Raw genomic sequence first — 26,479 nt, 5'->3', positions numbered from 1 at the left:
CAAATCCAAGCGCCCCATCAGAAGCAACGATTGCCGGTTCTGGTGCGTCCTGAACGACCCGCGAACGGATCTCAGACCCGGCCTGAAGCGGTCGGATCGGGGTTCAGGCGAGGGCGGAACCCGTCGGCAATGTCTTCAGTCTCGCCCGGAAGTGCTTCTGGAAATTCATAACGATATGGGATAGGCCTCATGGGTGACGTAGAGCGACCCCGGGTGACGCGGGATGTCCCGCGTCGGCGGCCCACGGGTCGTGTGCGGACACAACGAGGTCAACAACAATGACAAAACGACGTAAGTTCCTTGCCGGTCTGGGCGCATTAGCTACGGGTAGTGCAGCTGCGATGGGTACGGGCGCGTTCAGTACTGTTAGTGCTGAACGCACAGTCTCGATTGAAGTCACTGGTGACGCAAATGCATACCTTGGACTCGAAGCTAGCTCTCAGTACTCGAAGTTTGATAACAAGAATCGACTTCAAGTCTCTTTGAATAAGCTGAATAAAAATGCTCGAACTGAAATAACAGATATTTTTACTGTTCGCAATAACGGGAACCAAGATGTCGCGATTTTTATTGATGACGGAAGCTATGCTTTTGGTGGCCAGAATCCTGCTGCAGAAAAGCCGTCCAAGAGCAACTTCGATCAGACACTCCGGGACAACGGGATTGTCAATGATGGATTCTACGATGATGATCTCGATACTGAAGATATAAATAGCGGTGACGCACTCCCAAGTGCGTATCGTGACTTTGATGCTTCTACTGGAAACTTCAGCCAGAATCCGACCTACCGCTCGGTCTTCGACTCCAATACCTACGACCATATCATCAGTCCCGGAAATAGCCTAAGCCCTGACTATTATATTGACTTAGATAAGTCTGACGTGAATAGTCTTGATGTTGAGCCAACAATCAACATTCTTGCATTTACTGAGGAGTTCGCTGAGGCTGGCAAGGGTCCCTAAACAGCTGTAGTAACACAAGTATCAAACGAAATACGATTGTACAGGCCAATTTCAATGTTAACCGGCTACCGCATTCTCTCTCTCTCCCTACTCCTCCTAGCCGCGGGATCGCTCGCGTTCGTCACGGGCGCGGCGGTGGTTACCGACGACGCCGACACCTTCGCAGAGGACCGCCTCGCGGTCCAGCCGGCCGACGGCCCGAACGGGAACTACTCCTATTTAAATGACGACAACGAGATCGCGATCGACGTCTCGGCGTCGAATCCGAACATCAAGGATCCCTCGTTCGAGGGCGTAAACGTCGGAACCACTGGAACCATCGACGGCGTCTTTACGATCACGTACACGGCCGAGCGGTACGCGCACGTGTGGATCGAGTACGACGGCGACGGCGAGGTCGCCTTCGTCTCCGACGGCGACTCGATCGAGGGCGAGTCGAACAACGTCACGCTCGGACCCAACCAGACCGTCACGGTCGGCCTCGCGCTCGACGCGGGCGACGCGGCCGCCGGGACGCAGTTGGGTGCCGACGAGTTCTCGATCAACGCGAAGCTCGCCGAGCCGGAGCAAGCGTCCGGGACGACCGCGACGGGCGGCGGGAGCCAGCAGGCGGGCGGCGGCCCGACCACGACGGTCAGGGCGCCGAACGCGACCTACCGGGAGTTCGTCGCGAGCGGGATCGACCGCGGGGAGTCGGTCCGGTGGCTCGCGGAGGGGATGCACCTCGACGGCGACAACGTCACGCTGGAGGGGATCGACCTGGCTGGCGTCCGAAACGAGCGCGTCGAGCTGGACGCCGCGGGGAGCCCGGACCCGTTCGCGGACGCGGGGCCGGTGTCGGCGCCGACCACGCCGCGCTCGATGGCGTACCTCGCGCTCGGTCACGACTTCGCGCCCGACGCGGTCGACGAGATGACGATCCGGTTCAGCGCGGCCCCGTCACACCTGAACGCGACCGGGACCGACTCCGAGGACGTGACGCTCTACCGACAAACGGACGCGGGCGAGTGGGAGGAGGTGCCCGTCGAGGTCGTCGACGACGACGTGGTCGAGCTCCTCGGGCTCCCCGAGGACCGCGTCCACTTCCGCGCGACGACCGGGCCGTCTTCGACGTTCGCGGTCGCGGCGCACGCCCCCCGGTACGACGTGACCGAGGCGACGGTCGCGCCCGAGGCGACCGACCCCGGCGAGAACGTCACGGTCCGGACGACCCTGCGGAACGGCGGCGGCGCGGCCGGCGAGCGCACGGTGACGCTGACGGCGAACGGCACCCCGGTCGCGAGCGAGACCGTCGCGCTCGACCCGAACGAGACGGCGACGGTGGCGTTCGACGCGACGTTCGAGTCCCCCGGCGCCTACGACCTCGCGGTCGACGGGACGTCGGTCGGCGAGCGCCTCCTCGTCGGCGACCCAGCGAGCGACGACGCGGGGGGATCGGGCGACGAGTCGAACGCCGGTAGCGACGGGTCCGCCACCGTTACCGGGACCACGGAGGAGCCGTTCGGGATCGATCCGGCGGACCTCGCCGGTCCGCTCGCGCTCGTGGCCATCGCCCTCGCCGCCCTCGCGCTCGTCCGCCGGATGCCGCGATGACCGGTCGGTCGTCGGGGGACGCCCTCGTTCGAACCGCCCTCTCGGGCGTCGGGTTCTCAGCGGTGAGACGCGCGCCGACAGGGCTTAACCGCTGGTCTGCGAGGTCCCGTCCGTGACCGCGCCACCGACCGACGAGCGCGACCGCGCCGCCGGCGCCGCGAGCGCCGACCGCGCCGCCGACCACGCCCTCCGCCGAGAGCTACTCGCGAGCGCCCGGGCCGTCGACCTGCTCGTCCTGCTCGCGGTGCCGGCGGTGCTGGTCGGCGTCTTCTCGCTCCCGGAGGCGACTCGCCGGTCGCTCGCGTTCGCGTACGCGGACCCGACCGTTCCGACCGCGTTCGCCGCGCACTACGTCCACCTCGACGTCGGTCACCTCGCCGGCAACCTCGCGGGGTACTGTCTCCTCGCGGGCGTCGGCTACGCGCTCGCGGTCTTCGGGGGCGCCCGCCGCTTCTTTTTGACCGCGCTGGCGACGTTCCTGCTGGCGTTCCCGCTCGTCCTCTCGGCGCTGAACCTCGCCGTGCCCCGAGACGCGATCGGGTTCGGCTTCTCCGGGATCAACATGGCGCTCGCGGGGCTGCTCCCGCTGCTGCTCGGGACGTACGCCCGCGCGCGCTTCGCGCCGGGGGCCTCGCTCCGCGCGCTGCCCGCGGTCTTCTTCGCGCTCGTCGGCTGGATCGCGCTGCTCGCGCTCCCGGTCTCGGCGACCGGCCCGGGCCTCGCCGGGCTCGCGACCGGCGTCGCCGGCGCGCTCCTCGCCGTCCTCTACGCGTCGAGCGCCGGGATCCCGATCCGCGAGACGGTCCGCGAGGGCGTCCGCACGGTCGCCTCGCGGCCGGGCGAGGGCGACCTGTTCGCCGTCGGCGCGGTCCTGGTCGTCGGCTATCCGGTCGTCGGCTTCCCGGCCGATCCGACCGGCACGGGCAGCGTCGTGAACCTCTACGTCCACCTGCTGGGCTTCTGTCTCGCCTTCATCGGCCCGTTCGCGCTGCTCGCGGTCGGGGTGTTCGAGACGTGACCTCGCGACGCGGGATCCCGGGCCCGCGACCCGACGGGCGGCTTCCCGCCACGTCCTGCTCCGAACCCCGAACTTATAACGTGTCGATTACATTCCATGATCGGAGAGCCTCGCCGAACCGCGGCGGAACCGACGATCGAGGCGGAACCGACGCCCGCGACGGAACCAACGCCCGCGGCGGAACCGACGCCCGCGACGGAACCAACGCCCGCGGCGGAACCGACGCCCGCAGCGCGACGCCCGCGCCAACCCACGACACATGTCACCGAAACGCATCCTCTCGATAACGCTGCAGGTCGCGGTCGTCCTCGTCGTCCTCTCGCTGGTCGTCGGCCAGCTGCTCGGACAGCCGATCCTGCTCAGCTTCGTCGAGACCGGGAGCATGCAGCCCACGCTGGACCCCGGTGACGGGTTCGTGGCGATCCCCGCGCCGCTCGCCGGCGACGTCGGCGTCGGCGACGTGGTGACCTTCGACGCGCAGGAGATAGAGGGGGGCGGGCTGACCACCCACCGCGTCGTCGAGGAGACGGAGCGCGGGTACGTAACGCGGGGCGACAACAACCCCTTCACCGATCAGGACGGGGGCGAGCCCGTGGTGCAGGACGCCGACGTGGTCGCGGTGGCGCTCCAGGTCGGCGGGAGCGTGGTCGTCATCCCCCACCTGGGCACCGTCGCGATGGCGATCCAGTCGGGGCTCGCCTCGGTCCAGACGTGGCTGGCGGTCACCTTCGGGGTCCGGTCGTTCCAGGGAACGCAGGGGTTGGCGTACATCCTCTTCGGGCTCTCGGCGGTCGCGTACGCGGCCGACTGGTACCTGACTCGAAACGCGCGCGAGACCCGCGAACGCGACCGCTCCCGCGACGACGGCACCTCCGTGTTCCTGATCGTCGCCGTGCTCGCGCTGGTGCTGATGGCGACCGCGACCGCGGCGATGGTCGTCCCGGCCGGCACGCAGGAGTACGGCGTCGTGAGCGCCGAGTTCGAGTCCGAGAACCCCACCGTCATCGAGCGCGGCACGAGCCAGGAGCTGGAGTACGTCGTCCCCAACTCCGGACTGGTGCCGGTGTACGCGTACGTCACCCCGGCGAGCCCCGGCGTCGAGGTCGAGCCACAGCGGCTCAGCGTCGAGAGCCGGGGCGAGGCGTCGACCACCGTGACGCTCACCGCCCCGCCGGAGACCGGCTACTACCGGCTGTTCGTCGCCGAGCACCGGTATCTCGCGGTGCTCCCGCGCGGCGTGATCGACGAGCTGTACGGCGTCCACCCGTGGGCGCCGATCGTCGCGATCGACGGCCTGCTCGGCGGCACCATCGCCGGGATCGGGCTCGTCCTGCTGCGCGGCGAGCCCGCGCGGATACGCTCCCGTGAATCGCGCGAGAAACCCCCGCTGTATCGCCGCCTCCTCCGCCAGATCTACAGGTGACCGAATGAGCTCCTCATCCCCAGACGAGAACCGACTCCGGCTCCGCGCGGTGTTAGACGCACAGTTCGCCGTGATCGTCGCGGTCTTGCTGATCGCGGCCGCCGTCGGCGGCGCGCTCGTCTACACGACCCACGTCGATCCCGGCACCGAGACCCGCGAGCGGACCGTCTCCTCGTTCACTGTCGAGACGGCGTACAACCACTCCGCCGAGGTGACCGAGCCGAACTCGGTGTTCCAGATCGGGACCGTCCTCGACGACCGTACCACGTACTTCACGCGGATCGCTCCCGAACTCGACGTCGCCGTCGAGACGACGTACGCGGCCGCGTCCGCGTCGGACGTCGACGTCCGGTTCGACTCCGTCCTCGTCATCCGCAACGTCGGCGAGGACGGGAACGTCGTCTACTGGAGCGAGCGGGAGCCCCTGGCGTCGGAGACGGTCTCGGACGTGGACCCCGGGGGGACCGCGACGGCGTCGTTCGCGCTCAACAGCTCCGCGGTCGACGCGACCGCGGCCGAGATCGAGGAGGAGCTCGGCGCGTCGCCCGGGGAGACGGAGACGTTCGTCGTCACCGACGTGGCGGTCGAGGGAACGATCAACGGCGAGCCGACCTCGTACGCCCGGACGGTCCGGCTCGGAATCGACCACGGCGGCGACACCTACACCGTCTCCGACCCCGGCGTCCGGTCGGACACCTCGGACCGCACGGAGACGGTGACCGTCGATCAGAGCTACGGCCCCCTCCGGTCCATCGGCGGGCCGCTCCTGTTCGTGGTCGGCCTCGCCGGAGCCGGCGCGCTGGTGTACGCCCGAAGGGAGCGCGAGTTCGCGCTCACGCCCGCCGAGCGCGACTACCTCTCGTACAGGGACGACCGGTCCGAGTTCGCGGAGTGGATCACGACGTTCCGACTCCCGGCGTCCGTCCACGAGCGCCCCGAGGCGGAGGCGGAGAGCCTGCGCGACCTCGTTGACTTCGCCATCGACAACGACACCGGCGTCGTGGAGGACCCCGAGACGGGCGCGTACCACGCCGTGGCCGGCGATTTCGTCTACACCTACCGGCCGCCGTCTCCGCCGTCGGTCGACGCACTCTCCGAAGGGGAGGACGGCGACGGGCCCGCGGTCGACGACCTCACGGCCGCCGACGGAGCGGTGGGCGCCGAAGACGTCGACGCGCGCGACGGTGACGGTGCCGACGTCGATGTCGACGGCGACGGCGCCGACGCCGAGGCGACGAGGACGGACGCGGCGGGGGACGACGACGCCGGGAGCGACGACGCAAACCGGGAGTGACGCGCTCGTCGACGCGGCGACGCCCCGCGCGTCGAGGGGTCAGACGAATTCGGGACCGTCGACGTCGACTCCTTCCGCCTCCCGCCAGGAGTGCGCCGGCTCCCAGCCGAGCACCCGCTTCGCCTTCCCGAGGTCGAAGGCGGTCTCGTCGCCGTCGAGGTCGCAGTCGTCGGGGAGGTCGCCGTGGACCGCCTCGATCGCGGCGGCCGTGTCGCGCCCGACGAAGTTCTCCGCCGCGGTGACGAGCACGGCCTCGTGACCCGCGACCGGCGGTTCCGGAGCGGCCGGGTCGATCGCGGCCTCGACCGCGGCGATCAGGTCGCGGACGTCGACGTAGCTCCAGAAGTTACCGCTCGGCTCGGCGGTCGCGGGGTCGAACCCCTCCCGCGCCGCGCGGGTCTCGTAGGCCCCGGGGTAGTTCACCCACGAGGCGCGCAGCGAGACGGCGGAGACGCCGTACCGCCGGGCGACCCGCGCCGCGATCTCCTCGCCGACGACCTTCGAGAGGCCGTACGGGTCCTCCGGCTCGGTCGGCGTCTCCTCGTCGATCGGGAACGCGTCGGGGAGCCAGTGCTCCTCGGCGAAGGCGTGACCGTAGCAGCTCTCGCTCGACGCCCACGCGATCCGCGCGCCGGCCGCGCCCGCGGCGTCGAGGACGTTGTAGGTGCTGACGACGTTGTTCTCGAAGACGCGCGAGCCGGCGTGGTGGTCCGGGTTCGGGATCGCGGCGAGGTGGACGACGGCGTCCGGGTCGGCGGCCTCGACCAGCTGTTTCGTCTCGCCGTAGTCGGTCAGGTCGGCCGCCTTGAACGCGGCGTTCTCGCGGGTGCCCGACGGGAGCCGTCGGTCGACGCCCACGACCTCGTGGCCGGCCTCGGCGAAGTGGTCCACCGTCCAGCTCCCGACGCCGCCGCAGCTCCCCGTGACGAGGATGGTTGCCATCTCCGGGGGTTCCGCGATCGGCGCAGGTAGCTCCGGCGATCGGTCGCCGACCGGTCGGGGAAGGTAACCTACTTGAGTGCGCGCGGGCAATCACCGGTCGCAGTCCCGTGGTGTAGTGGCCAATCATAATGGCCTTTGGAGGGAATCCGTCGGCGTCCGCGGTTGAGACGCGATCGCCGTCCGTCTCGCCGGAGACGGCCGTCGGATGCCCGAAGTCAGCCATTGACGGCGGTTCGAATCCGCCCGGGACTATTCTCCGAACGAAGTGAGGACGAATAGTCGCAATAAGGATTCGAATCCGAGAACGGAGCGAAGCGGAGTGACCGTGGTTCGATATCCGCCCGGGACTATTCTGCCGCGAGCAATATCCCGATCGGGAAGCGCGCCGCCTCGGGTCTCGTTCGACCGCCGCCACCGCATCAGGCACAGGAGTTTTAGCGGAGGCATCAGATGGTGAGGTAGAGGCCGACGAGCCGGTGGCCGGCAGCGACACCTCGGCCGATAAGCCCCTTACTGATGGCACCGGACCTGACAATCGTAACGACCGCCGTCGCGCTCCTCTTCGTTGCAGCAGCCCTCTCGCCGCTTCTGTATCGCGTCCTCGGCGAACGGACCGGCTACGCGGGCGCCGCCGTGGCGGCGGCCAGTTTCGGACTGCTGGCGACGGGGATCGGCAGCTACGGTACCGTCGGGGTGCCGTGGGTCCCCGCGCTCGACATCGGGGCCCAGTTCACCGTGGACGGGTGGGGGCTCCTCTTCGCGCTCCTCGCCAGCGGCATCGGCGTCCTCGTGTTCGTCTACTCGGCCGCGTACATGCACGGCGAAGCGGGGTTAGCGCGCTACTACGCGGCGCTGTTGGCGTTCATGGGTTCGATACTCGGCGTCGCGCTCGCCTCCGACCTCGTGTTCGTCTTCCTGTTCTGGGAGCTGACCAGCCTCTGCTCGTTCGTGCTCATCGGTCACCACACCGACGACGACGAGTCGCGCTACTCGGCGCGGATGGCGATGGTCGTCACCGTGGGCGGCGGCCTGTGCCTGCTCGCGGGGGTGCTGATGCTCGCGGCGGCGGCGCGGGGCGCCCTCGGCGGCGCGACGTTCGACCTGACGGCGATGATCGCGAACGACGAGGCGATGCGCGCGGCCCTCCGCGAGTCGGGGCTGTTCGTCCCGGCGCTGGGGCTGATCGTCGTCGCCGCCGCCGCCAAGTCGGCGCAGGTGCCGCTCCACTTCTGGCTGCCGAACGCCATGGTCGCGCCGACGCCCGTCTCCGCGTTCCTCCACTCCGCGACGATGGTGAAGGTGGGCGTCTACTTCCTCGGCCGCGTGCGCCCCCTCCTGATGAGTCCCGAATGGGTGTCGCTCGTCGCGACCCTGGGCCTCCTGACCATGACCGTCGGAGCGCTGCTGGCCGTCGCCGCGACCGACACGAAGGAGCTGCTCGCCTACTCGACGGCGAGCCACCTCGGGCTGATGGTCGCGGGCTTCGGCTTCGATATCGTCTACGGCGGCGAGGCCGGCGCCTTTCACCTCCTCAACCACGCGCTGTTCAAGGCGCCGCTGTTCCTCGTTGCAGGGATCGTCGTTCACGAGGCCGGGACCCGAAATCTCGACGACCTCGGCGGACTCTGGCGGGAGCTCCCGGTGACGGCCGCCGTCACCGCGGTCGCCGCGTTGAGCATGGCCGGCATCCCGCCGTTCAACGGCTTCTACTCCAAGGAACTGCTGTTCGAGGCGGCGTACGAAGTCGCCCACGAGGCCGGCGGCATCGCGTGGCTGTATCCAGTCGTGGCGACGCTCGCGAGCGTGTTGACCGTCGTCTACTCGATAAAGTTCCTCGCGCTGTTCTTCGGCGAGCGGCGGGCCCCGGTCGCGGACGTCCACCGACCGCCGATCGCGATGGTCGCACCCCCGGCCGTGCTGGCCGTCGCGGCGGTCGTCGTCAGCCTCGCGCCGCAGTTGGCGGTCGACGGTATCGTCCAGGGCGCCGTCGAGGCCACCGCCACCGGCGAGGCCCAGCTCGAGGTCGGACTGCCGACGCACCTCTCGCCGCCGGTCGCGATGTCCGCCGTCGCCGTCATCGGCGGGTTCGCCGCGTACCCGCTTCGAGAGCGTCTCGCGGCGGGAATCAACCGCGGCGTCGACGCGCCGATTCCGGTTCGACCCAGCGGGTGGTACGACCGGATCGTCTCGACGGCCGCGCCGACGAGCGCTCGGTTCGGCTCGGCGGTCCACGACGGCCTCCTCCGGACGTACGTGGGGTGGGTGGCGGCGGCCGGGAGCCTGTTCGCGCTCGCCGGCTTCGCCGCGGCGGGAGCGTCCCTCGGGGCCGGCGGGGTCGGCGGGGTCCGCGTTCCGCTGGCTGTCGCCGTCGTGCTGGGCGTCGCGACCCTCGCCGGCGTGGCCGTGGCGACCGCGTCGTCGCACGTGTCCGGCGTGCTCACGCTGTCGATCCTCGGGTTCATGCTCGCCATCTTCTTCATCCTCGCGAGCGCGCCGGACCTGGCGCTCACGCAGCTGGTCGTCGAGACGCTCGTCCTCCTCGTCTTCCTGCTCGTCCTCCAGCGGCTGCCGTCGTTTTACTCGGACGTCCGCCCGCTCGCCATCGCTCGCGACGCGGCCGTGTCGATCCTCGTGGGCGCGACGGCGTTCGTCTCGGTACTCCTGACGATACCCGGTCCCGACGCCGAGCCGACGAGCGTCGCCACGTACTACACGGAGCAGGCGATTCCGGGCGGCGGCGGCTCGAACGTCGTCAACGTCATCCTCGTGGACTTCCGGGCGTTCGACACGCTGGGCGAACTACTGGTCGTCACGATCGCCGCGATCGCCATCCTCGTGCTCGTGACGATGCGGACCCGCGGTGAGACGGTGACCGAGGGCGACGAGGAAGCGGTCCTCGACGGAGGTGAGTCGCCGTGACGACGACGATCATGCGGACGACCGCCCGGGTGACCGTCCCCATCGTGCTCGTCGTCTCCATCTCGCTGTTCTTACAGGGCCACAACCTGCCCGGCGGCGGCTTCATCGGCGGCGTCCTCACCGCGGCGGCGTTCGTGCTGATATACGTCGCCCACGACCTCGACTACCTGGAGTCTGGGGTGCTCGGCCGGGAGGTCGAGGCCGGCACCAGCGTCTTCGAACACCGCACCGTCACCGCCTACCGCCGCACGTTGCTCGCGGGCCTGGTGATCGTGCTCGGCAGCGGATTCGCGGGGCTCCTCGTCGGCGACCCGTTCCTGACTCAGGGGTACGTCCACCTCGAAGGCGTCCCGATCTACCACGAGGTCGAACTCGCGAGCGCGCTCGCGTTCGACCTGGGCGTGTACCTCGTCGTCGTCGGCAGCCTCCTGACTATCGTCTCGGTGGTGAGCGCGGAATGAGGCGGCGCGAAACGATTCCGTCCGGCCGACGCGGGGGCGGTGAGCGATGAGCGTCGCCCTCGCGGTCGCGGTCGGCGGGCTGTTCGCCGTCGGGACGTTCCTGCTGTTACAACGGGACCTGGTTCGGGTCGTGTTGGGCGTCGCCGTCGTCTCCCAGGCGACGTTCGTCTACCTGATCGCGATGGGGGGCATCGACGAGGGTACCGGGGACCTCGTGCCCGTCCTCGAGGTCCACGGCGGCGGCGTCCCCGAAGTCGCCGACCCGGTGGTACAGGCGCTCGTCCTGACGGCGATCGTCATCAGCCTCGGAACGACCGCGCTGGCGCTCGTGCTGTCGTACCGCGCGTACGAGGAGAACGAGAGTATGGACGTCACGGAGTGGAAGCCATGAGCCGGTTCGTGATCGCGCCGCTACTAGCCGCGGTAACCACCGCCGTGCTGACGCTCGCGCTCGGTCGGCGGCCCCGGATACAGCGCGCGACGAGCGTGGCCGGCGCCGTCGCCTACGTCGGGACCGTGTCCGCCGCCGTCTGGTCGGTGGTCCTCGGGCCGGCGGCGCCCGGCGCGGCCGCGTATCAGGTGGGCGGCTGGCCCGCCCCCTTCGGGATCACGCTCGTTCTGGACGGGCTGTCGGCGTTCATGCTGACGATCGCCGCGGGCGTCGGCGCCGCGTCGATACTGTTCTCGCTCCGGTACGTGACCGCCGAGAACCAGCGCGTGTACTACCATCCGCTGTTCCACATGCTCCTCGTGGGCGCGACCGGCGCGTTCCTCACCGGCGACCTGTTCAACCTCTTCGTCTGGTTCGAGGTGATGCTGATCGTCAGTTACGTCTTCGTCGCCTTCTACGGCACCGACCACGCCACCGCGGCGTCGTTCCGGTACCTGGTGATGAACGTGTTCGGAAGCGCGCTCATGCTCGTCGCCGTCGGCGGCCTGTACGCCACCACGGGGACGCTCAACATGGCCGACATGGCCCGACGACTGGCGGCTCCCGACGCGTACGGCATCGATCCCGCGCCCGTCGTCGGGCTGTCGGCCCTGTTGCTCGCGGTGTTCGCGCTGAAGGCCGGGCTCGTCCCCTTCCAGTTCTGGGTGCCCGCCGCCTACACCGCCGCCCCGGCGCCGATCACCGCGATGTTCGCCGGCGTCACGAAGAAGGTCGGGATCTACGCGATCGTTCGCCTCTACTTCACGGTCCTCGCCGCCGCGTCGGTCCCCGTCGACGCGCCGGGCCTCACCGCCGCGTCACCCCTCGGCTTCCTCGCCCCGGTGCTGGGGGCGATGGGGGTTGCGAGCATCGTCGTCGGCGGGTTCGGCGCCGTCGGCCGGGACCGGCTCGGGGCCGTGTTCGCGTACTCGAGCATCGGGCAGGTCGGCTTCATCGCCGTGCCCGTCGCCGTCGCCGCCGCGGCGCCTCCCGCGGGGACGCTCCGCGGGGTCGCCATCGCCGCCGCGCTCGTGTTCGCGCTCCACCACGCGCTCGCGAAGGGACTGCTCTTCCTCTCGGCGGCCGCCGTCGAGGACGCGACGAAGACGGACCGCCTGGCGGACCTCGGCGGCTTCGCCGGCCACTCGCCGGTGCTCTCGGGGGCCGTCTTCGTCGGCCTCCTCTCGCTGATCGGCCTCCCGCCGCTGACCGGGTTCTTCGGGAAGCTCCTCGCGTTCGACGCGGCGGTCCGGGGAGTCGCGTCCGCTCCCGGCCCGTCGTCGGCGCTCGCGCTGGTCGCGTTGCTCCTCGGTGCCGTGCTCACGATCCTGTACGCGACGCGGGTGTGGGTCGGCGGCTTCTGGGGGCGCGAGACGACGGCGGTCGAGGTCGCGACCGTCGAGTCGGGTCAGGTCGCCGTCCTCGTCGCGCTCGCCGCGGCCGTCGTTCTCGTCGGCGTGGGGTTCGACCCGATCTACCGGTTCGCGGAGACGGCCGCGGCCGCCGCGCTCGACTCCGAGGGGTACGTCGACGTCGTGGGGCTGAGCGGGGGTGACGGCGCGTGACCCGCACCTGGCCGGTCGCCGGGTTCCTGTTCGGCGTCATCTGGGTGTTCGTCCAGGGACCGCCGCTCGCGCCCGAACCGCTCGTCGGGTCGCTGCTGATCGGCCTCGCGGTCGGCTTCCCCACGGCCTTCGTCTTTCGGCGTCTGTACGGGGAGACCGTCGACCTCCCCCGGTCGATCCGCGCGGTCCCGTACGCGCTGTGGTACGTGCTGACGTTCGTTCGGGAGGCGATCGTCGCCAGCCTCGACGTCACGTACCGCGTGCTCGCGCCCTCCAGACCGACCGACTCCGAGGTGATCCTCATCCCGTTGCGCGTACAGACCGACCTCGGCGTGACCACCATCGCCAACAGCATCACGATGACCCCCGGATCGCTCACGCTCAACTACGACCCCGAGGAGAACGCGCTGTACGTCCACGTGATCGACGGGAGCGATCCGGAGGACGTCGTCGACCCGATCCGCGACTGGGAGAGCTACGCGCTCGTCATCTTCGACGAGGAGCTCTCGCCGAGCGACCCCGCGCCGGACTTCGCCGTCTACCCGCCCGACCGAACGCATCCCGCGCTCAAGCAGGCGGCTCCGGAAGCGGGGGAGGAGACGGCGACCGATCGGCCGACCGAGGAGGCCACGGGAGGTGACGGAGATGGCCGCTGAGGGGTCGCTGGTGGCGGTCATCGACGCCGCGATCGTCCTCGTGGCGCTGCTGAACCTGCTGTGCGGCTACCGCGCGGTCCGAGGGCCGACGGTCCCCGACCGCGTGGTCGCGCTGGACGCGATCGCGACGAACGTCGTCGCGATCGCCGTCCTGTTCGCCATCAAGACCGGTCGGGGCCTCTTCGTGATCGTCAGCCTCGTGCTCGCGATCATCGCGTTCCTCTCGACGGTCGCGGTTGCCAAGTTCATCACCGAGGGCGACATCATCGTTACGAACGAGTGACAACTATGAATTACCGACATCGAACCCGACGGGAGAGTCAGACCGGGCAGCGCGCCTCCGGAGGGGGACGCCGATGATCGAATCGACTCCGATACGCGCGTGGATCGTCATCGCGCTCGTCGTCGTCGGGGCGTTCTTCCTCACGGTCGGGACGATCGGGCTGTTGCGGCTGCCGAACGTGTACAACCGGATGCACGCGACGAGCAAGCCGGCGACCATCGGTGCGGTCGCCGTCTTCCTCGCCGGGTTCGTCCACTTCGGTCCCGGGGGCGCCGGCCTCTCGTCGCTCATCGGTATCGTCTTCCTGTTCCTGACGGTGCCGACCGGCGCGCACATGATCTCGCGGGCGGCGGAACGGACCGGCGTCCCGTTCCTCGGGTCCGTGACGTGGCCGGGGAGATCGGACGACGAGTGAGGGGGCTCCCGACGCGCGTCGCCCGCTCCCGTCGAATGTGAACTACCCGCAAGGTATATGCCGGACAGGTCTCTCCTCGCACTCGTATGTCGGGACCGACTCGATCGCCGCGCTCGACGCGAGCCGCCGAGGGCGACGCGACCGCTCGCGGTGACGGCGACTCCCGGACGCGGTCCGCGAGGGACCGTATCCGCGTCGACGACGAGGTGCCGCCGGCGTTCGAACGCGACCTGCGGGGCCTCGCGGACGTCGCTTGGAACCCCTCGCGTCGACCCCTCGCCACCCTCGTCGCGGCGGTCGTCGTCGGCGCGCTCGGCTACCAGTCGTCCGTCGTCGCCGCCGCGGCCGGCCCGGTCGCCGGGCTCCTCGCGGCCGCCGCCGTCGCCGTCGCGTACGCGGCCGCCAAGCGATTCTGGGCGGTGCAACACCGGCTCATGATCGCGGCGGCGGACGAGCTCGATCGGCTCCGGTGACTGAGGGGTATCGGACGCGGCGAGCGCGTTCGAAGGCGGCCGGGAGTTCGCGCGGGTCGCCGCCATGTGTGTCATTTTTTAACATCCAAGTCATGTGATAGCGTATGGACCACACGCAGTACCGCGACGCCGTCGTCGAGAACCGTCGGAAGCACGGCTTCGAGCCGGTCGACGAGTACACGAACGGGTTCGACCCGGTATGGGAGACCCGCGACGAGGACGCCTCTATCGGCCCCGTCGCCGTCATCGCCACGCTCGTCGACGACGAGCCGGACCCCAGCCCGGAGGACCTCGTCGCGGTCGCGGACTCGTTCCGCGACGTGCTCGTCGACCGCGTCGACGACCGGCACGGCTCGACGACCCCCCTCGGCTACGTCGTCTTCCCGGTTCCCGATCCGGACCCGTCGCTCGTCGACGCGGCGCGCTCGTACACGGTCGCCCGCCGCCGGACCAACGTCTTCCCAATCGTGTACGACTGCGAGGACGAGACGCTCCACCGACACGAGGTGCCGCGGCTGAAGGGACGGGGTATCTACCGCCGACAGGCGGAGGACGTCGACCGGCTGTTCGACGTCTGAGACGCAGCTAAAAAACGGCGGCGACCGCTCAGATCAGGCGCTCGGCGATCCGACCGGCGCCCTCGGCGGCGGCGGTCGCGGGGTCGTCGGGGGAGACGACCTCGACGTCGCGGTCGAGCTCGGCCGAGAGCCGCTTCTCGAACTCCTCGGCGAGCCCGGGGATGCAGGCCATGCCGCCGGTCGCCGCGACCGGCCGGCCCAGCGCGAGCTGGTACGGCTTCATGTGGTCGTTCGCGAGCTCCGGGAGGAACTCGTTGGCGACGACGTCGACCGCCTCGTCGATGTAGCGGTCGACCGGCTCCCGCACGCCGCGGTCGACGGTGAACTCGTGGCTCCCGCCGCCGGGCTGTTGGATCACGTCCGTGAACGGCTCGAAGTCGTACACGTCGGCGTGCTCCTCCTTGTACTCGCGGGCGGTCGTCCGGTCGATGTGGACGCGCCCCTGGCTCTCCTCCTCGACGGCGGCGACGATCCGGCGGTCGACCTCGTTGCCCGTCACCGAGCCGGTCGAGAACGGCGAGAGCTGCTCGCCGCGGCGGTAGGCGCACGCCTCCAACGTCGTCGACCCCATGTTAATCGAGACGAACACCTCGTCGATGGCGGCCAGGTCGTCGCCGTAGGCGGGGATCGCCCCGCACAGCGACTCCGGGTAGCTCCGCGTCTCGGCCTGCCCGATCGAGGAGCCCTCGATGACCGACTTGAGGTTCTCCACGCCCGCCTCGTTGTCGATGGTGGGGACCGCGTAGACGACCGCGCTGTCCTCGGGGACGTCGTGGGCGTCCACGAGGGCCTCGAAGAAGCGCTCGGCGTCGGCGACGCTCTCGTCGTCCTCCGGCAGCCCCGACCGGAGCATAAAGCGCACCGTGTCGGGGTACTCGATCGCGGCCTCGTGGCCGAACAGGACCCGCTCATCGCCCGTGATGGCGTCCTCGTACGTCGCCAGACACGTCAGCGTCGAGTGTCGCTCGCGGCCCCCCCGTCCGTCGGGGAGGTCGAGCACCGTCCGCGTGCTGCCGAGTTTCACACCCACCGCTTCCGGGCCGTCTGTACTGTTGATCTCCGTGGATTCGTCGTCGTCGCTCATTGTTAATCACTCGCACACGAAGCGATTCGGACGATGGAGACGAGACTGATCCGGTGGTCCGCGGGAGTGAACGGCCGATCGTGGCGGGGGGCGTCGAACCCCTCCAGTCGACGCGTCAGCGCGTCGACCGCGTCGGGGGCGACCCAGCCGAGTTCGGCGTAGTACGACAGCGCGTCGCGGGCTCGCAGGCGGCCGCCGACGTCGACGAGGTAGCCGAGCCACTCGCCGACCTCGCGTTCCGCGTCCGTCGAGGCCGGGACCGCCCGCAGGTACGGGCGGTCGCCGGCGTCGGCGGGTCGGTCCCCGCCGCCGGCCAGCCGCAGCCCTCGCTGGCGCTGGAGCAGCTCCGTGAACGCGGCCGAGCGGGCGGCCTGCTCCGCTCGGTTCCGGTTCGGCTGACGAAGCGACCGCTCCCGAGGCGCTCCGTCCGCGCCGTCCCGCGGTGCGTCCGCGATCCGGCGCAGCTCCCGTACGTCGTATCTCCGTGGATTCAGACTCATGTTCCGTCCGTCGTTCGCGTCCGTACGGTCACGGTTGCCGTCGGCATATATGATAGTTCCTCCGCAGTTATCAGCGGTGAGAAACTATTCGCTCGGGCCGACGGCGCGGGACCGGGACCGCAGTCACCTCAGCGCTTTCCCGTGCGGAGCCGCTACCCCGTATGTGAAACGAAACGTCGGACGGATCGACGCGTTCGCACGGGTCGCCGGCGGCGCCGCGCTCGCGGTCATCGCCGTCCTCGTCGCGAGCGGCGAGGTGAGCGTTCCGGTGGGCTCCGCGGTCGGCCTCGGCCTCGCCGGCGCGGTGTTGATCGTCGAGGGCGCGACGCGGCGGTGTCTGCTGTATCGGGCGCTCGGAATCGACCGCTGTCCGGTGGAGTGACCCCGACGGGGACTACCTGACCGTCTCCCGACCGGTCACGGTCTCCACCTCCAGTTCGTACAGCGAGAAGTCGACGCGCTCGACCGCTTCGTCGAACAGCCGAAACGGCGGAAACCACTCGTTGAGCGTCTCCTCGTCGACATCCCCCTGCCACTCCCGGAGCGGGCCGCGGACCTGAACGCTCCACGACTCCGTCGCCGAGCCCTCGTAGCACACGAACGTGGCGGTCTCAGTCGTCTCGATGAACTTCCCCTTCTCGCTGTCGCCGTCGTGCTCGCTCACGCGGAGGAGGAACCGGTCGCCGTCGTAATGGTAGCTCAGCGGGACGGCGTACGAGTCGTCGGCGTCAGCGAGCCCGAGAACGCCGTGCTCGCCCGCTCGGAGGCGGTCGTCGACGTCGGACTCGGACATGCCGCTCGTGTACACGTACTCTGCGTGTTCCATACGTCCGACACGCGGCGGAGGGACAAATAGGCACCACTCCTGTCAATCGACCGTCAGCACCCCTTGCGCCGGCGCCGGCCGATTCGAACACGGCGCGTCGGGACCCCGAGAGCTCGCGCCCGGGGAGACTCACTCGCCCTCGCTCCACGGGAGCGGCTCCGTACACCAGTGACAGAAGTCGAGCTCGGCGTCGGTCTCCTTCCCGCAGGCCGGGCACTCGACCCGCACGGCCTCGCCGCCCTCGCCGGTGAGTCCGGCGACCGGCGAGCCGGCGGCGAGGCCCTCGTCGTCCGCGCTCGCGGCGCGGCGTCGCACCGCTTCCGCGGTCGCGTTGACGCGCTTCCGCTCGGCGACGTCCGCCCGCCCGACGACGTAGGCGTCGATCGACGAGAGCACGGTGAGGAGGGCGACCGGGAGCGCGACCTCGGTCGGTAGCGCGGCGGCGGCCTCGACCGGCGACGCCGCCGGCCCGGCGGGGTCGACGTCGTAGAGCGCGAGCAGCGCGACGCCGCCGCCGACGACCGTGACGTGCCACAGCAGCGCCCGTCCCCAGCGGCGCAAGACGAGGTGACCGAGCCCCGGGAACGCCAGCGCGAGGACCGCGGCGAGGACGGGACGCAACTGGTCTCGCATACGACGCGGGTTTGGGTGGGGACTATTTACCGTCTGCGGTGTCGACGCTCCGCCCGCCGCGGATAACAACCGTTAATCGACGCGCGGTCCTCCGGTCCGGCATGAGCAGGCAGCGGGCGACCGCGTTCGTTCCCGGGCACGTCACCGCCTTCTTCAGCGCCCATCCGGCCGAGCGCCCCGCGGCGGCCGGGTCGCGCGGGGCCGGACTCGCCCTCACCGACGGCGTGACGGTCCGGGTGTCGGCGGCGGGGACCGAGACCGACGGGTCGGGGACCGCCGACCCGGCGGCCCACGGATCGCAGACCGCCGACCTCCCGACCGACGGCGACGCCGGATCCCGCGCGATCGACGGCGAGCCCGGAACGATCGGCGCGGTCGAGGACGTGCTCGCGGAGCTGGGGGCCGCGGGCGGCGCGGGCGACGCCGACGAGGTCCCCGTCGACGTCGCGGTCGAGACCGACCTCCCGATCGGCGCCGGCTTCGGCGTCTCCGGCGCGGCGGCGCTCGGCGCGGCGCTCGCGGCCAACGACGCCCTCGACCGCGGGCGCTCCGAGAACGAGCTGGTCCGGACCGCCCACGAGGCGGAGGTGAACCGAGGGACCGGCCTCGGGGACGTGGTCGCGCAGGCGCGCGGCGGCGTCCCGATCCGGGTGACGCCCGGCGCGCCGGGCGTCGGGAAGCTCGACGGGATCCCCGCGGTCGGCCGCGTGGAGTACGTCACCTTCGGCGAGCTGTCGACGGAGGCGGTCCTCGGCGGCGACACGACCGCCCTCTCCGCGGCCGGCGAGGCGGCGCTCGACCGCCTCCGCGCGGACCCGCGGCTCCCGACGCTGATGGCCGCGGCCCGCGACTTCGCCGGCGAGGCGGACCTCCTCGTTCCCGAGGTCGCCGAGGCGATCGACGCGGTCGCCGAGGCGAACGGCGGTTCGGGCGGCGCGGCCGACGGCCCCGGGGCGGCCATGGCGATGCTCGGGCGCACCGTCTTCGCGCTCGGCACCGGGCTCTCCGACGCGGGCTACGACCCCCGAGTCTGCCGAATCGACGCCGCGGGCGCGCGGCTCGCCGGGGACCGCAACCGTGAGTAAGGACTTTGCCGCGTTCGGCCGGAGTGGCGGACATGGCTGAGTCGCTCCGCCCGTTCTTCGACGGGCTCTCGGCGCTCCCGCTGACGGTCCACACCGGCACCTCGTACCCGTACCGGCGGTCGTGGTTCGTCGTGTTCGCGCCGCCGAGCGGTTCCGAGGGCGATCACGTCGCACTGCTCGCGCTCGAGGACGAACCAACGTCTGGGACGGCTTCTGGACGTTTCGCCCGGAGCTCGTGACCCGACTGGAGCGGTACATCGCCGAGGAGCTCTGAGGCGGGCGGGCCGCCCGATCCCGCGGCCGCCTCGGGCGACGCCGACGAACAAAGCTTTACCGCGTCGACCGCCTATCTCCGGCAAATGGTACTCGACGACCTCGGTTCGTCCCTGCGGGGCAGCCTCGACAAGCTCCAGGGGAAGACCCGCCTCTCCGAGAGCGACGTCGAGGAGATCGTCAAGGAGATCCAGCGCTCGCTCCTCTCGGCCGACGTCGACGTCTCCCTCGTCATGGAGCTGTCGGACTCGATCAAGACCCGCGCGCTCGAAGAGGAGCCGCCGGGCGGCACCACGGCGAAGGACCACGTCCTCAAGATCGTCTACGAGGAGATGGTCGACCTCGTCGGGGACTCCACGGAGCTCCCCTTAGAGAACCAGACGATCCTCCTCGCCGGCCTCCAGGGGTCGGGGAAGACCACCTCCGCCGCGAAGATGGCGTGGTGGTTCTCGAAGAAGGGCCTCCGCCCCGCCGTCATCCAGACGGACACCTTCCGGCCGGGCGCGTACGACCAGGCCAAACAGATGTGCGAGCGCGCGGAGGTCGACTTCTACGGGAACCCCGACAACGACGACCCCGTCGACATCGCGCGGACGGGCCTCGAAGAGACGGAAGACGCCGACGTGCACATCGTCGACACCGCGGGCCGACACGCGCTCGAGGACGACCTCATCGCGGAGATCGAGGAGATCGAGCGCGCGGTCGACCCCGACCGGTCCCTCCTCGTCCTCGACGCCGCGATCGGGCAGGGCGCCAAGGAGCAGGCCCGCCAGTTCGAGGAGTCGATCGGGATCGAGGGCGTGATGATCACCAAGCTCGACGGGACCGCGAAAGGCGGGGGGGCGCTCACGGCGGTCAACGAGACCGACTCCTCCATCGCCTTCCTCGGGACCGGCGAGACGGTCCAGGACATCGAGCGGTTCGAGCCCTCCGGGTTCATCTCCCGGCTGCTCGGGATGGGGGACCTCAAACAGCTCTCCGAGCGCGTCGAGCGCGCCATGCAGGAGGCCCAGGAGGACGACGAGGACTGGGACCCCGAGGACATGCTGCAGGGGGAGTTCACCCTGAAGGACATGAAAAAGCAGATGGACGCGATGAACCGGATGGGGCCGCTCGACCAGGTGATGGACATGATCCCCGGCATGGGCGGCGGGATGATGGACCAGCTCCCGGACGACGCGATGGACGTCACCCAAGACCGGATGCGCAAGTTCGAGCGGATCATGGACTCGATGACCGAGGAGGAGCTGACGAACCCCCGCGTCGTCGGTCAGTCGCGCACGGAGCGGATCGCCCGCGGCTCCGGCACCGACGAGGAGACGGTCCGGCAGCTCCTGGAACAGCACTCCATGATGGAACAGACGATCAGCCAGTTCCAGGGGATGGGCGAGGGCGACATGCAGCGCATGATGAAGAAGATGGGCGGCGGCGACGGCGGCGGCCTCGGCGACATGATGGGCGGCGGCAAGGGCCCGTTCTGATCGGCGTCTCGCGGCGACCGGACGCCCGCTTCGACCCTCGAGTGGCTTGACGGCCGACGCCGTCGCGCCACTGACACTTTTGAGAGCCGCTCTCGAACTCCCCGTATGGTCCCGGCCTCCGACGAACCGCCGACCGACGGTCCGGCCGGCGCCTCGCCGGACGACGGGCCGTCGGCCGCCGGCCCCGTCACCGACCGCTCGCCCCGTCCCGGCCCGCTCCTCGACCGGACGCTCGCGCACGTCGAGCGGCTCCTCCCCCTCGCGCTCGTTCCGCTTCTCACAGCGCTCCTCAACGTCGAGGACCTGGCCGCCACGGCGGAGACCGACACGGTGGTCTCCGTCAGCGCGTCGTTCCCCGTCTATCGATACGACCTCTGGAGCATCATCGACCCGCCCGGCGACGGCGGCGCGTCGACGTCGGTTCCCTTCGACTCGGTCGGGCCACTCGCGCTCGCCGTCCCGCTCCTCGGCGCGTACGTCGTCGTTTCGGGGGCGCTGAGCGCAGGGTACTTCGGGAGCATCGCCGAGGGGATCACGACCGGTCGATTCGACTTCGTCGCCAACGTCCGACGGTTCGCCGTCCGGCTGATCGCGCTGGAGGCGCTCGTCGTCGCCGCGATCCTCCTCGCCGTCGTGCCGTTGGCCGCGTTCCCGCCGCTGCTCGTGTTTGCCGTGGTCGCCCTCCTCGTCCTCTCGTACCTGTTCTTCCCGACGGTGTACGTCCTCGTGCTGGAGGACCGCGGGATCGAGTCCGCGATTCGGCGGGCGTACGGGCTCGTCACGCGACACCGGCCGCTGTGGTTCTTCCTCGCGCTCGCGGCAGCGACGGCGCTCTGTTCGGTCCCGCTGAGCGCCCTCGCTTACTCCGGTCCGGTACCCGCGGTCGTCGCGGCGGTGGTCGCGGCGCCGATCGCCCTCGCGTTCAACGTCGCGGCGGCCCTGAAGGTCGCCGCGATGGCGGACGTCGACGCGGTCCGCTGACTCGATGGGCGTCTTCACGACCCTTATACGTCCCGCTCGGCTACGATCGATAGATGGAACTCAGGCGGATCGGCGGCTACGACGCACTGATCCTCGTCTCGGTCATCTGGTTCCTCGGGAAGTTCGCTCGCTACCTCTTCCCGCCGCTCTTCGGTCCCCTCCAGTCGACGTACGGCCTCAGCAACGCCACGATCGGTGCCGCCTTCTCGGGGTTCATGATCGCGTACGCGCTGATGCAGTTCCCCAGCGGCGCGGTCGCCGACCGGATCGGTCCGGTCCCCGTGGTCGTCGGCGGCGCGTCGGTCGCGGGGGTCGGCGCCCTGGCGCTCGTCGTCGACTCGCCGTTCGCGGCGCTGGTCGCGGCGATGGCCGTCATCGGAGTCGGGACGGGCGTCCACAAGACGGTCGCCGTGCGCCTGCTCGCCCGCGTCTACCCGGCTCGAATGGGGCGGATGCTCGGCATCCACGACACGCTCGGCGCGCTGAGCGGGGTCGTCGCGCCCGCGGTCGTCGTGGCGTTCCTCTCGCCGCCGGCGGCGCTCGCGCTCGCGCTCGACCGGTTGCCCGGCGCCGACTGGCGCGCGCTCTTCCTCCTGACCGGGATCGCCTTCCTCGCGCTCGCGCTCGTCTCCGCCCTGCGACTCGGCGGGCGCTTCGCGAGGGAGCGCCCCGCGACCGACTCGGGAGACACCGAGTCGGCGGGCGCGCGCGAATACCTGCGTCAGTTCGGCGATCGACGCTTCTCGGCGTTCGTCTCGGTGACCGTCGGAGTCTCGTTCGCTCACAACGGCCTCGTCGCGTTCCTCCCGCTGTACCTCGCCGAGGAGGTCGGGCTCGCGACCTCGACCGCGGGCCTGCTGTATTCGGTCCTCTTCGCGGTCGCGCTCGTCCAGCTCCTCAGCGGCGACCTCTCCGATCGGGTGGGCCGGTTCCCGGTGATGGTCGCGACGAGCGGGCTGGCGGCGGCCGGGCTGGCGGCGCTCGTGGCGCTCCCTCCCCTCGACGTCGGCGTCGTCGCGGCCGCCGTCGCCGTCGCCGGTTTCGGCGTCGGATCACACGGGTTTCAGCCGGTCCGAAGCGCGTACCTGATGGAGCTGCTTCCGGAGCGGCTCGCCGGCGGCGGGCTCGGCGTCGTCCGGACGCTGCTGATGGGGGCCGGCGCGCTCGCGCCGGGGATCGTCGGCGTCGTCGCTGATACGGCCGGGTTTCGGCCCGCGTTCGGCCTGCTCGCGGCGGTCCTCGCGGTGTCCGCGGCCGGTACCGTCGCGCTGTGGGTCACCGGGTGACCCGGCGAACGTCTGCCGGTTCGGCACCGGCGGGGCGCGGTCCGGCGACGGTTCGATCGACGTCCCGGTCGCCGGCCCTCGGCGTCGCGTCCGTCAGTCGTCGGCGTACAGCGAGTCGAGGACGAACTGGTCGATCGCCTTCCGCGCCTCCGCCGGCGCGTCCTCGTGGCCGAGCGCCATGCGACGGCCGCGCGCGGCGTGGATGATGTCGGTGATGAGCTGGCCCATTCGCTCGGCGTCGACGGGCTCGAACTCCCCGGTCTCGATCCCGTCTTCGACGACCTCGATGATGCTCCCGCGGACGCGGTCGTAGTGCTCGTTGAAGATCTCGCGGTGGTCACCGTCGTTCTGCGCGTGGGTGTACAGCTCGTGGTACACCTTCATGCGCTCCCAGTGGGAGAACTCCTCGAACTCGGGCCCGAACAGGCACTGGTCGATCCGCGCGTCGAGCTCCGAGCGGGGGTCGTCGTCCGCGTCCACCTCGACGCTCCCCTCGTACTGGTCGATGACGTACTCGAGGAACGACGACAGCAGGTCGTACTTGCCGTCGAAGTGGTAGTGGATCACCTGCCGGGTGAGGTCCATCTCCTCGCCGATGTCGCGCATCCGGAGGTCCGTGTACCCGTGCTTGCTCAGCGCACGGAACGTGGCCTCCATGATCACCTCCTCGGTGTCCTTGGAGGAGACGGTCTCGCGGGAGTCGCTCATACGGCCCTCTCCGACGGTGAGACACATAAGCGATCCCACCGTCCGATTCGGTTTACCATACAGTAAATTTTTAACCCCATGGTCAAACGGTACAGTCGGACATGACACGAAAGATCATCCGAAACGGGACCGTCGTCTCTCTCGATCCCGACGTCGGCGAGCTGGCGGAGGCGGACGTGCTGATCGAGGACGGCGAGATCGTCGACGTCGGCCGCGGACTCTCGGCCGAGAACGCCGAGGTCATCGACGCCGCCGGCCAGATCGTCGTTCCCGGATTCGTCGACTCGCACATTCACCTCGCGCAGACGCAGGTCCGCGGCATCGCCGGGGACTGGTCGCTGATGGGCGAGTACTTCGACCACATGCTCGGCAACATCACCGGGCTGTATCGGCCCGAGGACATGTATCTCGGCGGCCTCTTCGGCGCGTTCGAGAAGCTCCACACGGGGACGACGACGGCCTTGGACTGGTCGTACCCCAACACGCTCGAACACGGCGAACGCGCCGTCGACGCGCTGCGAGACGCCGGGTTGCGGGCGGTGTACACCTACGGTCCGCCGGGCGACGACGCGGCGAAGTGGTGGTACGAGAGCGACGTCGGCCTCCCCGAGGAGAACATCCGCGAGCTCTACGAGGGCGCGATCCGCGACGACGACCTGCTCAGCCTGGCGCTCGGGCTCCGCGGCCCGGACTTCTGTACCGATAAGACCGCCCGGGCCGACCTCGAACTGGCCCGCGACTTGGGGGCGCTCTCGACGATCCACATGGGCGCCGCCCTGTGGCCGTCGTCGGTGTACGGCGAGGAGTACCAGGGGTTCGGCGCCATCGAGGACATGCTCGGCCCCGACGTCAACGTCGCCCACGGGAACCACTTCGCGCAGGAGGACGTCGACCACGCCGTCGAGCAGGGCGTCTCCTTCTCGTCGACACCCGAGGTCGAGATGCAGATGGGCCACGGCATCCCCGTCACCGAGAAGGTGCTCGAGGCGGGCGGGCGCCCGGCCTGGGGCGTCGACGTCTGCTCGAACGTCAGCGGCGACGTGGGCAGCCAGATGCGGATCGGGATGCAGCTCCAGCGGATGTTCGACAACCAGGCGGTCCTCGAGGGCGACGAGGAGGTCACCGAGGTGAGCCTCTCCGCGCGCGACACGCTGGAGATGGCGACGATCGAGGGCGCGAAGGCGCTCGGCCTCGACGACGAGATCGGGACGATCACGCCCGGCAAGCGCGCCGACCTCGTCCTCTTCGACGCCTCCGACTTCATGACGGCGCCCTCGCACTCCCCGGTCCAGACCGTCGTCTTCCAGGCCGACCCCTCGCACATCGACACGGTGCTCGTCGACGGCGAGGTCGTCAAGCGCGACGGCGAGCTGACGAACCCGAAGGTTCACGAGGAGTTCGACCGGTTCGTCGCCTCCGGCGAGCGCCTGCTCGACGAGGCCGGCATCGACCTGTAGACAGCGCGATTCGACGTCATCACTCACACATCTCAATGCGACTCGGACAATACCGAACGACGGACGCGGAAACCCCCTGGTGCGGCGTATCGACCGACGACGGCGACGTGATCGACCTCGCCGAGGCGGGCGCGGCCACCGGGGTCCACATCGACGGCGGAACGACCGGCCTGCTCGCCGACTGGGAGTGGCGCCGGAAGGCCGAACTGGCGGTCGAGTACGCGACGGAGACCGGCGTCGGGCGCTACGCCGCCGCCGACGTCTCGCGGGCGGCGCCCGTCTCCGACCCGGAGAAGGTCGTCTGCGTCGGCCTCAACTACCGCGACCACGCCGAGGAGGGCGACAACCCGATCCCGGACGAGCCGGTCCTCTTCTCGAAGTTCCCCACCTCGGTGACGGGGCCCGAGGACGCCGTCACGTGGGACCCGGACCTCACCCAGAAGGTCGACTACGAGGCTGAACTCGTCGCCGTGATCGGCGAGGAGGCCCGCCGCGTCGACCCGGAGGAAGCGGTGGATCACGTCGCCGGCTTCACCGTCGGCAACGACGTGTCGGCGCGCGACCTCCAGCACGGCGACGGCCAGTGGGTCCGCGGCAAGAGCCTCGACTCGTTCGCCCCCGTCGGCCCGGAGCTCGTGACGACCGACGAGGTCGGCGACCCGCACGACCTCGCGATCTGGGCGGACGTGAACGGCGAGCGGCTCCAGGAGTCGACGACGGCGAATCTGATATTCGGGGTCGACGAGCTCGTCTCCTTCTGTAGCCGGGCGTTCACGCTGAAGCCGGGCGACCTGCTGTTCACCGGCACGCCGCCGGGCGTCGGCGTCTACCGCGAGCCGCCGGTGCTGCTGGGGGACGGCGACAGCGTCACGGTCGGCGTGGAGGGCGTCGGCGAACTGACGAGCGAGTTCGCGTACGACCGAGAATAGCGACGCGACGGCTCTCACGGGAGTACGTGAGCCGAGTCGGCTCGCGATTTTTATCAGTGATTGAGTGGTGTCGCTGTCGGCTGTTTATCCGTGGTCGCTGACGCTGCGGTGAACGCCTCCAAAGGGGCAGCCGCTTGCTTATATATCGCTGACTACGGATCGGCGGGGAACAACTCCAAAGCCCCAGCCGCGAGGACTCGCGCGCCTCGCTGCGCTCCTCAGTC

General features: G+C 70.0%; 27 protein-coding genes, 1 tRNA gene and 1 pseudogene. 23 read left to right on the top strand and 6 right to left on the bottom strand.

The window, feature by feature from the left end; genetic code table 11:
• Positions 1-278 precede the first annotated feature (278 nt).
• The 5 genes from DJ73_RS19675 to DJ73_RS06025 all read left to right on the top strand — a co-directional run bounded on the left by DJ73_RS19675 (position 279) and on the right by DJ73_RS06025 (position 6,290).
• Positions 279-962 carry a hypothetical protein gene (locus tag DJ73_RS19675; RefSeq protein WP_141212912.1) on the top strand — a complete coding sequence of 228 codons (684 nt, stop codon included), beginning with the start codon at positions 279-281 and terminating at the stop codon, positions 960-962.
• 54 nt (positions 963-1,016) lie between these two features.
• On the top strand, positions 1,017-2,555 hold the full coding sequence (locus DJ73_RS06045; protein WP_094557527.1) for a CARDB domain-containing protein: 1,539 nt from the start codon (positions 1,017-1,019) through the stop codon (positions 2,553-2,555).
• Positions 2,556-2,667: 112 nt separating this feature from the next.
• On the top strand, positions 2,668-3,573 hold the full coding sequence (locus DJ73_RS06040; RefSeq protein WP_254921602.1) for a hypothetical protein: 906 nt from the start codon (positions 2,668-2,670) through the stop codon (positions 3,571-3,573).
• A gap of 259 nt (positions 3,574-3,832) precedes the next feature.
• Positions 3,833-4,996: a signal peptidase I gene (locus DJ73_RS06030; RefSeq protein ID WP_094524960.1), complete on the top strand. Its 1,164-nt coding sequence runs from the start codon at positions 3,833-3,835 to the stop codon at positions 4,994-4,996.
• Between the two features lie 4 nt (positions 4,997-5,000).
• On the top strand, positions 5,001-6,290 hold the full coding sequence (locus tag DJ73_RS06025) for a DUF5305 domain-containing protein (protein WP_094557526.1): 1,290 nt from the start codon (positions 5,001-5,003) through the stop codon (positions 6,288-6,290).
• 39 nt (positions 6,291-6,329) lie between these two features.
• Here the strand turns inward: DJ73_RS06025 and DJ73_RS06020 are convergent, their stop codons facing one another.
• Positions 6,330-7,232, bottom strand: coding sequence for an NAD(P)-dependent oxidoreductase (locus DJ73_RS06020; protein ID WP_094524962.1), 903 nt, complete (start codon positions 7,230-7,232; stop codon positions 6,330-6,332).
• A 101-nt stretch (positions 7,233-7,333) separates the two neighbouring features.
• Here DJ73_RS06020 and DJ73_RS20185 point away from each other — a divergent pair.
• The 10 genes from DJ73_RS20185 to DJ73_RS05975 all read left to right on the top strand — a co-directional run bounded on the left by DJ73_RS20185 (position 7,334) and on the right by DJ73_RS05975 (position 15,012).
• Positions 7,334-7,484 (top strand) — tRNA-Gln (locus tag DJ73_RS20185).
• Positions 7,485-7,748: 264 nt separating this feature from the next.
• Positions 7,749-10,151, top strand: coding sequence for a hydrogen gas-evolving membrane-bound hydrogenase subunit E (mbhE, locus tag DJ73_RS21195; RefSeq protein WP_094557525.1), 2,403 nt, complete (start codon positions 7,749-7,751; stop codon positions 10,149-10,151).
• Positions 10,148-10,612, top strand: coding sequence for an MnhB domain-containing protein (locus DJ73_RS06010; RefSeq protein WP_094524964.1), 465 nt, complete (start codon positions 10,148-10,150; stop codon positions 10,610-10,612). The genes mbhE and DJ73_RS06010 overlap by 4 nt, the downstream gene beginning before the upstream one ends.
• Positions 10,613-10,658: 46 nt before the next feature.
• Positions 10,659-11,003, top strand: a complete 345-nt coding sequence (locus tag DJ73_RS06005; protein WP_094524965.1) for a sodium:proton antiporter — start codon at positions 10,659-10,661, stop codon at positions 11,001-11,003.
• The gene (locus DJ73_RS06000) at positions 11,000-12,607 is read left to right on the top strand and encodes a complex I subunit 5 family protein (RefSeq protein ID WP_094557524.1); all 1,608 of its coding nucleotides are present in this window, start codon (positions 11,000-11,002) and stop codon (positions 12,605-12,607) included. Before DJ73_RS06005 ends, DJ73_RS06000 begins: the two co-directional genes overlap by 4 nt.
• Complete coding sequence (locus DJ73_RS05995; protein ID WP_094528185.1) at positions 12,604-13,263, top strand: Na+/H+ antiporter subunit E; 660 nt, start codon at positions 12,604-12,606, stop codon at positions 13,261-13,263. The genes DJ73_RS06000 and DJ73_RS05995 overlap by 4 nt, the downstream gene beginning before the upstream one ends.
• Positions 13,253-13,546: a monovalent cation/H+ antiporter complex subunit F gene (locus DJ73_RS05990; protein ID WP_094524968.1), complete on the top strand. Its 294-nt coding sequence runs from the start codon at positions 13,253-13,255 to the stop codon at positions 13,544-13,546. Before DJ73_RS05995 ends, DJ73_RS05990 begins: the two co-directional genes overlap by 11 nt.
• 73 nt (positions 13,547-13,619) lie before the next feature.
• Positions 13,620-13,961, top strand: a complete 342-nt coding sequence (gene mnhG, locus DJ73_RS05985) for a monovalent cation/H(+) antiporter subunit G (protein ID WP_094524969.1) — start codon at positions 13,620-13,622, stop codon at positions 13,959-13,961.
• 86 nt (positions 13,962-14,047) lie between these two features.
• The gene (locus tag DJ73_RS05980) at positions 14,048-14,434 is read left to right on the top strand and encodes a hypothetical protein (RefSeq protein WP_094557523.1); all 387 of its coding nucleotides are present in this window, start codon (positions 14,048-14,050) and stop codon (positions 14,432-14,434) included.
• Positions 14,435-14,538: 104 nt separating this feature from the next.
• Positions 14,539-15,012: a hypothetical protein gene (locus DJ73_RS05975; protein ID WP_094557522.1), complete on the top strand. Its 474-nt coding sequence runs from the start codon at positions 14,539-14,541 to the stop codon at positions 15,010-15,012.
• A gap of 28 nt (positions 15,013-15,040) precedes the next feature.
• Here the strand turns inward: DJ73_RS05975 and DJ73_RS05970 are convergent, their stop codons facing one another.
• Together DJ73_RS05970 and DJ73_RS05965 are read right to left on the bottom strand one after the other, a co-directional pair.
• On the bottom strand, positions 15,041-16,096 hold the full coding sequence (locus tag DJ73_RS05970; RefSeq protein ID WP_094528181.1) for a hypothetical protein: 1,056 nt from the start codon (positions 16,094-16,096) through the stop codon (positions 15,041-15,043).
• 2 nt (positions 16,097-16,098) lie between these two features.
• Positions 16,099-16,596 (bottom strand): FlaD/FlaE family flagellar protein, encoded by a 498-nt coding sequence (locus DJ73_RS05965; protein WP_094524973.1) that lies wholly within the window; start codon positions 16,594-16,596, stop codon positions 16,099-16,101.
• Positions 16,597-16,759: 163 nt separating this feature from the next.
• Here DJ73_RS05965 and DJ73_RS05960 point away from each other — a divergent pair, with 163 nt between their 5' ends.
• Positions 16,760-16,978 carry a DUF2892 domain-containing protein gene (locus DJ73_RS05960; protein ID WP_094524974.1) on the top strand — a complete coding sequence of 73 codons (219 nt, stop codon included), beginning with the start codon at positions 16,760-16,762 and terminating at the stop codon, positions 16,976-16,978.
• Positions 16,979-16,990: 12 nt separating this feature from the next.
• Here DJ73_RS05960 and DJ73_RS05955 read toward each other — a convergent pair whose 3' ends face one another.
• Both DJ73_RS05955 and DJ73_RS05950 read right to left on the bottom strand, forming a co-directional pair.
• Complete coding sequence (locus DJ73_RS05955; RefSeq protein WP_094524975.1) at positions 16,991-17,422, bottom strand: pyridoxamine 5'-phosphate oxidase family protein; 432 nt, start codon at positions 17,420-17,422, stop codon at positions 16,991-16,993.
• A 129-nt stretch (positions 17,423-17,551) separates the two neighbouring features.
• Positions 17,552-18,055, bottom strand: a complete 504-nt coding sequence (locus tag DJ73_RS05950; RefSeq protein ID WP_094524976.1) for a hypothetical protein — start codon at positions 18,053-18,055, stop codon at positions 17,552-17,554.
• 101 nt (positions 18,056-18,156) lie between these two features.
• Between DJ73_RS05950 and DJ73_RS05945 the strand changes: the two genes are divergently transcribed.
• The 5 genes and pseudogenes from DJ73_RS05945 (at position 18,157) to DJ73_RS05925 (ending at position 23,161) form a co-directional block, all read left to right on the top strand.
• Positions 18,157-19,140, top strand: coding sequence for a pantoate kinase (locus DJ73_RS05945; RefSeq protein WP_094524977.1), 984 nt, complete (start codon positions 18,157-18,159; stop codon positions 19,138-19,140).
• Between the two features lie 59 nt (positions 19,141-19,199).
• Positions 19,200-19,414, top strand: a pseudogene (locus DJ73_RS05940) (histidine kinase); the annotation flags it as partial.
• 85 nt (positions 19,415-19,499) lie between these two features.
• A complete protein-coding gene (locus DJ73_RS05935; RefSeq protein WP_094524978.1) occupies positions 19,500-20,894 on the top strand; it encodes a signal recognition particle protein Srp54 in 1,395 nt (464 codons plus the stop codon).
• A 105-nt stretch (positions 20,895-20,999) separates the two neighbouring features.
• A complete protein-coding gene (locus DJ73_RS05930; protein WP_249269087.1) occupies positions 21,000-21,875 on the top strand; it encodes a hypothetical protein in 876 nt (291 codons plus the stop codon).
• 53 nt (positions 21,876-21,928) lie between these two features.
• Positions 21,929-23,161: an MFS transporter gene (locus tag DJ73_RS05925; RefSeq protein WP_094524979.1), complete on the top strand. Its 1,233-nt coding sequence runs from the start codon at positions 21,929-21,931 to the stop codon at positions 23,159-23,161.
• Between the two features lie 93 nt (positions 23,162-23,254).
• On the opposite strand, the gene DJ73_RS05920 is transcribed toward DJ73_RS05925, so the two are convergent.
• Positions 23,255-23,869: a TetR/AcrR family transcriptional regulator gene (locus tag DJ73_RS05920; RefSeq protein WP_094524980.1), complete on the bottom strand. Its 615-nt coding sequence runs from the start codon at positions 23,867-23,869 to the stop codon at positions 23,255-23,257.
• A gap of 101 nt (positions 23,870-23,970) precedes the next feature.
• Here DJ73_RS05920 and DJ73_RS05915 point away from each other — a divergent pair, with 101 nt between their 5' ends.
• Together DJ73_RS05915 and DJ73_RS05910 are read left to right on the top strand one after the other, a co-directional pair.
• Positions 23,971-25,326, top strand: coding sequence for an amidohydrolase family protein (locus DJ73_RS05915; protein ID WP_094557521.1), 1,356 nt, complete (start codon positions 23,971-23,973; stop codon positions 25,324-25,326).
• Between the two features lie 35 nt (positions 25,327-25,361).
• Positions 25,362-26,255 (top strand): fumarylacetoacetate hydrolase family protein, encoded by an 894-nt coding sequence (locus DJ73_RS05910; protein WP_094557520.1) that lies wholly within the window; start codon positions 25,362-25,364, stop codon positions 26,253-26,255.
• Positions 26,256-26,479 lie beyond the last annotated feature (224 nt).

It is taken from the genome of Halorubrum sp. Ea1 (assembly GCF_002252965.1).
Taxonomy (GTDB): Archaea; Halobacteriota; Halobacteria; order Halobacteriales; family Haloferacaceae; genus Halorubrum.
This window is presented reverse-complemented; position numbering and strand designations above follow the sequence as displayed.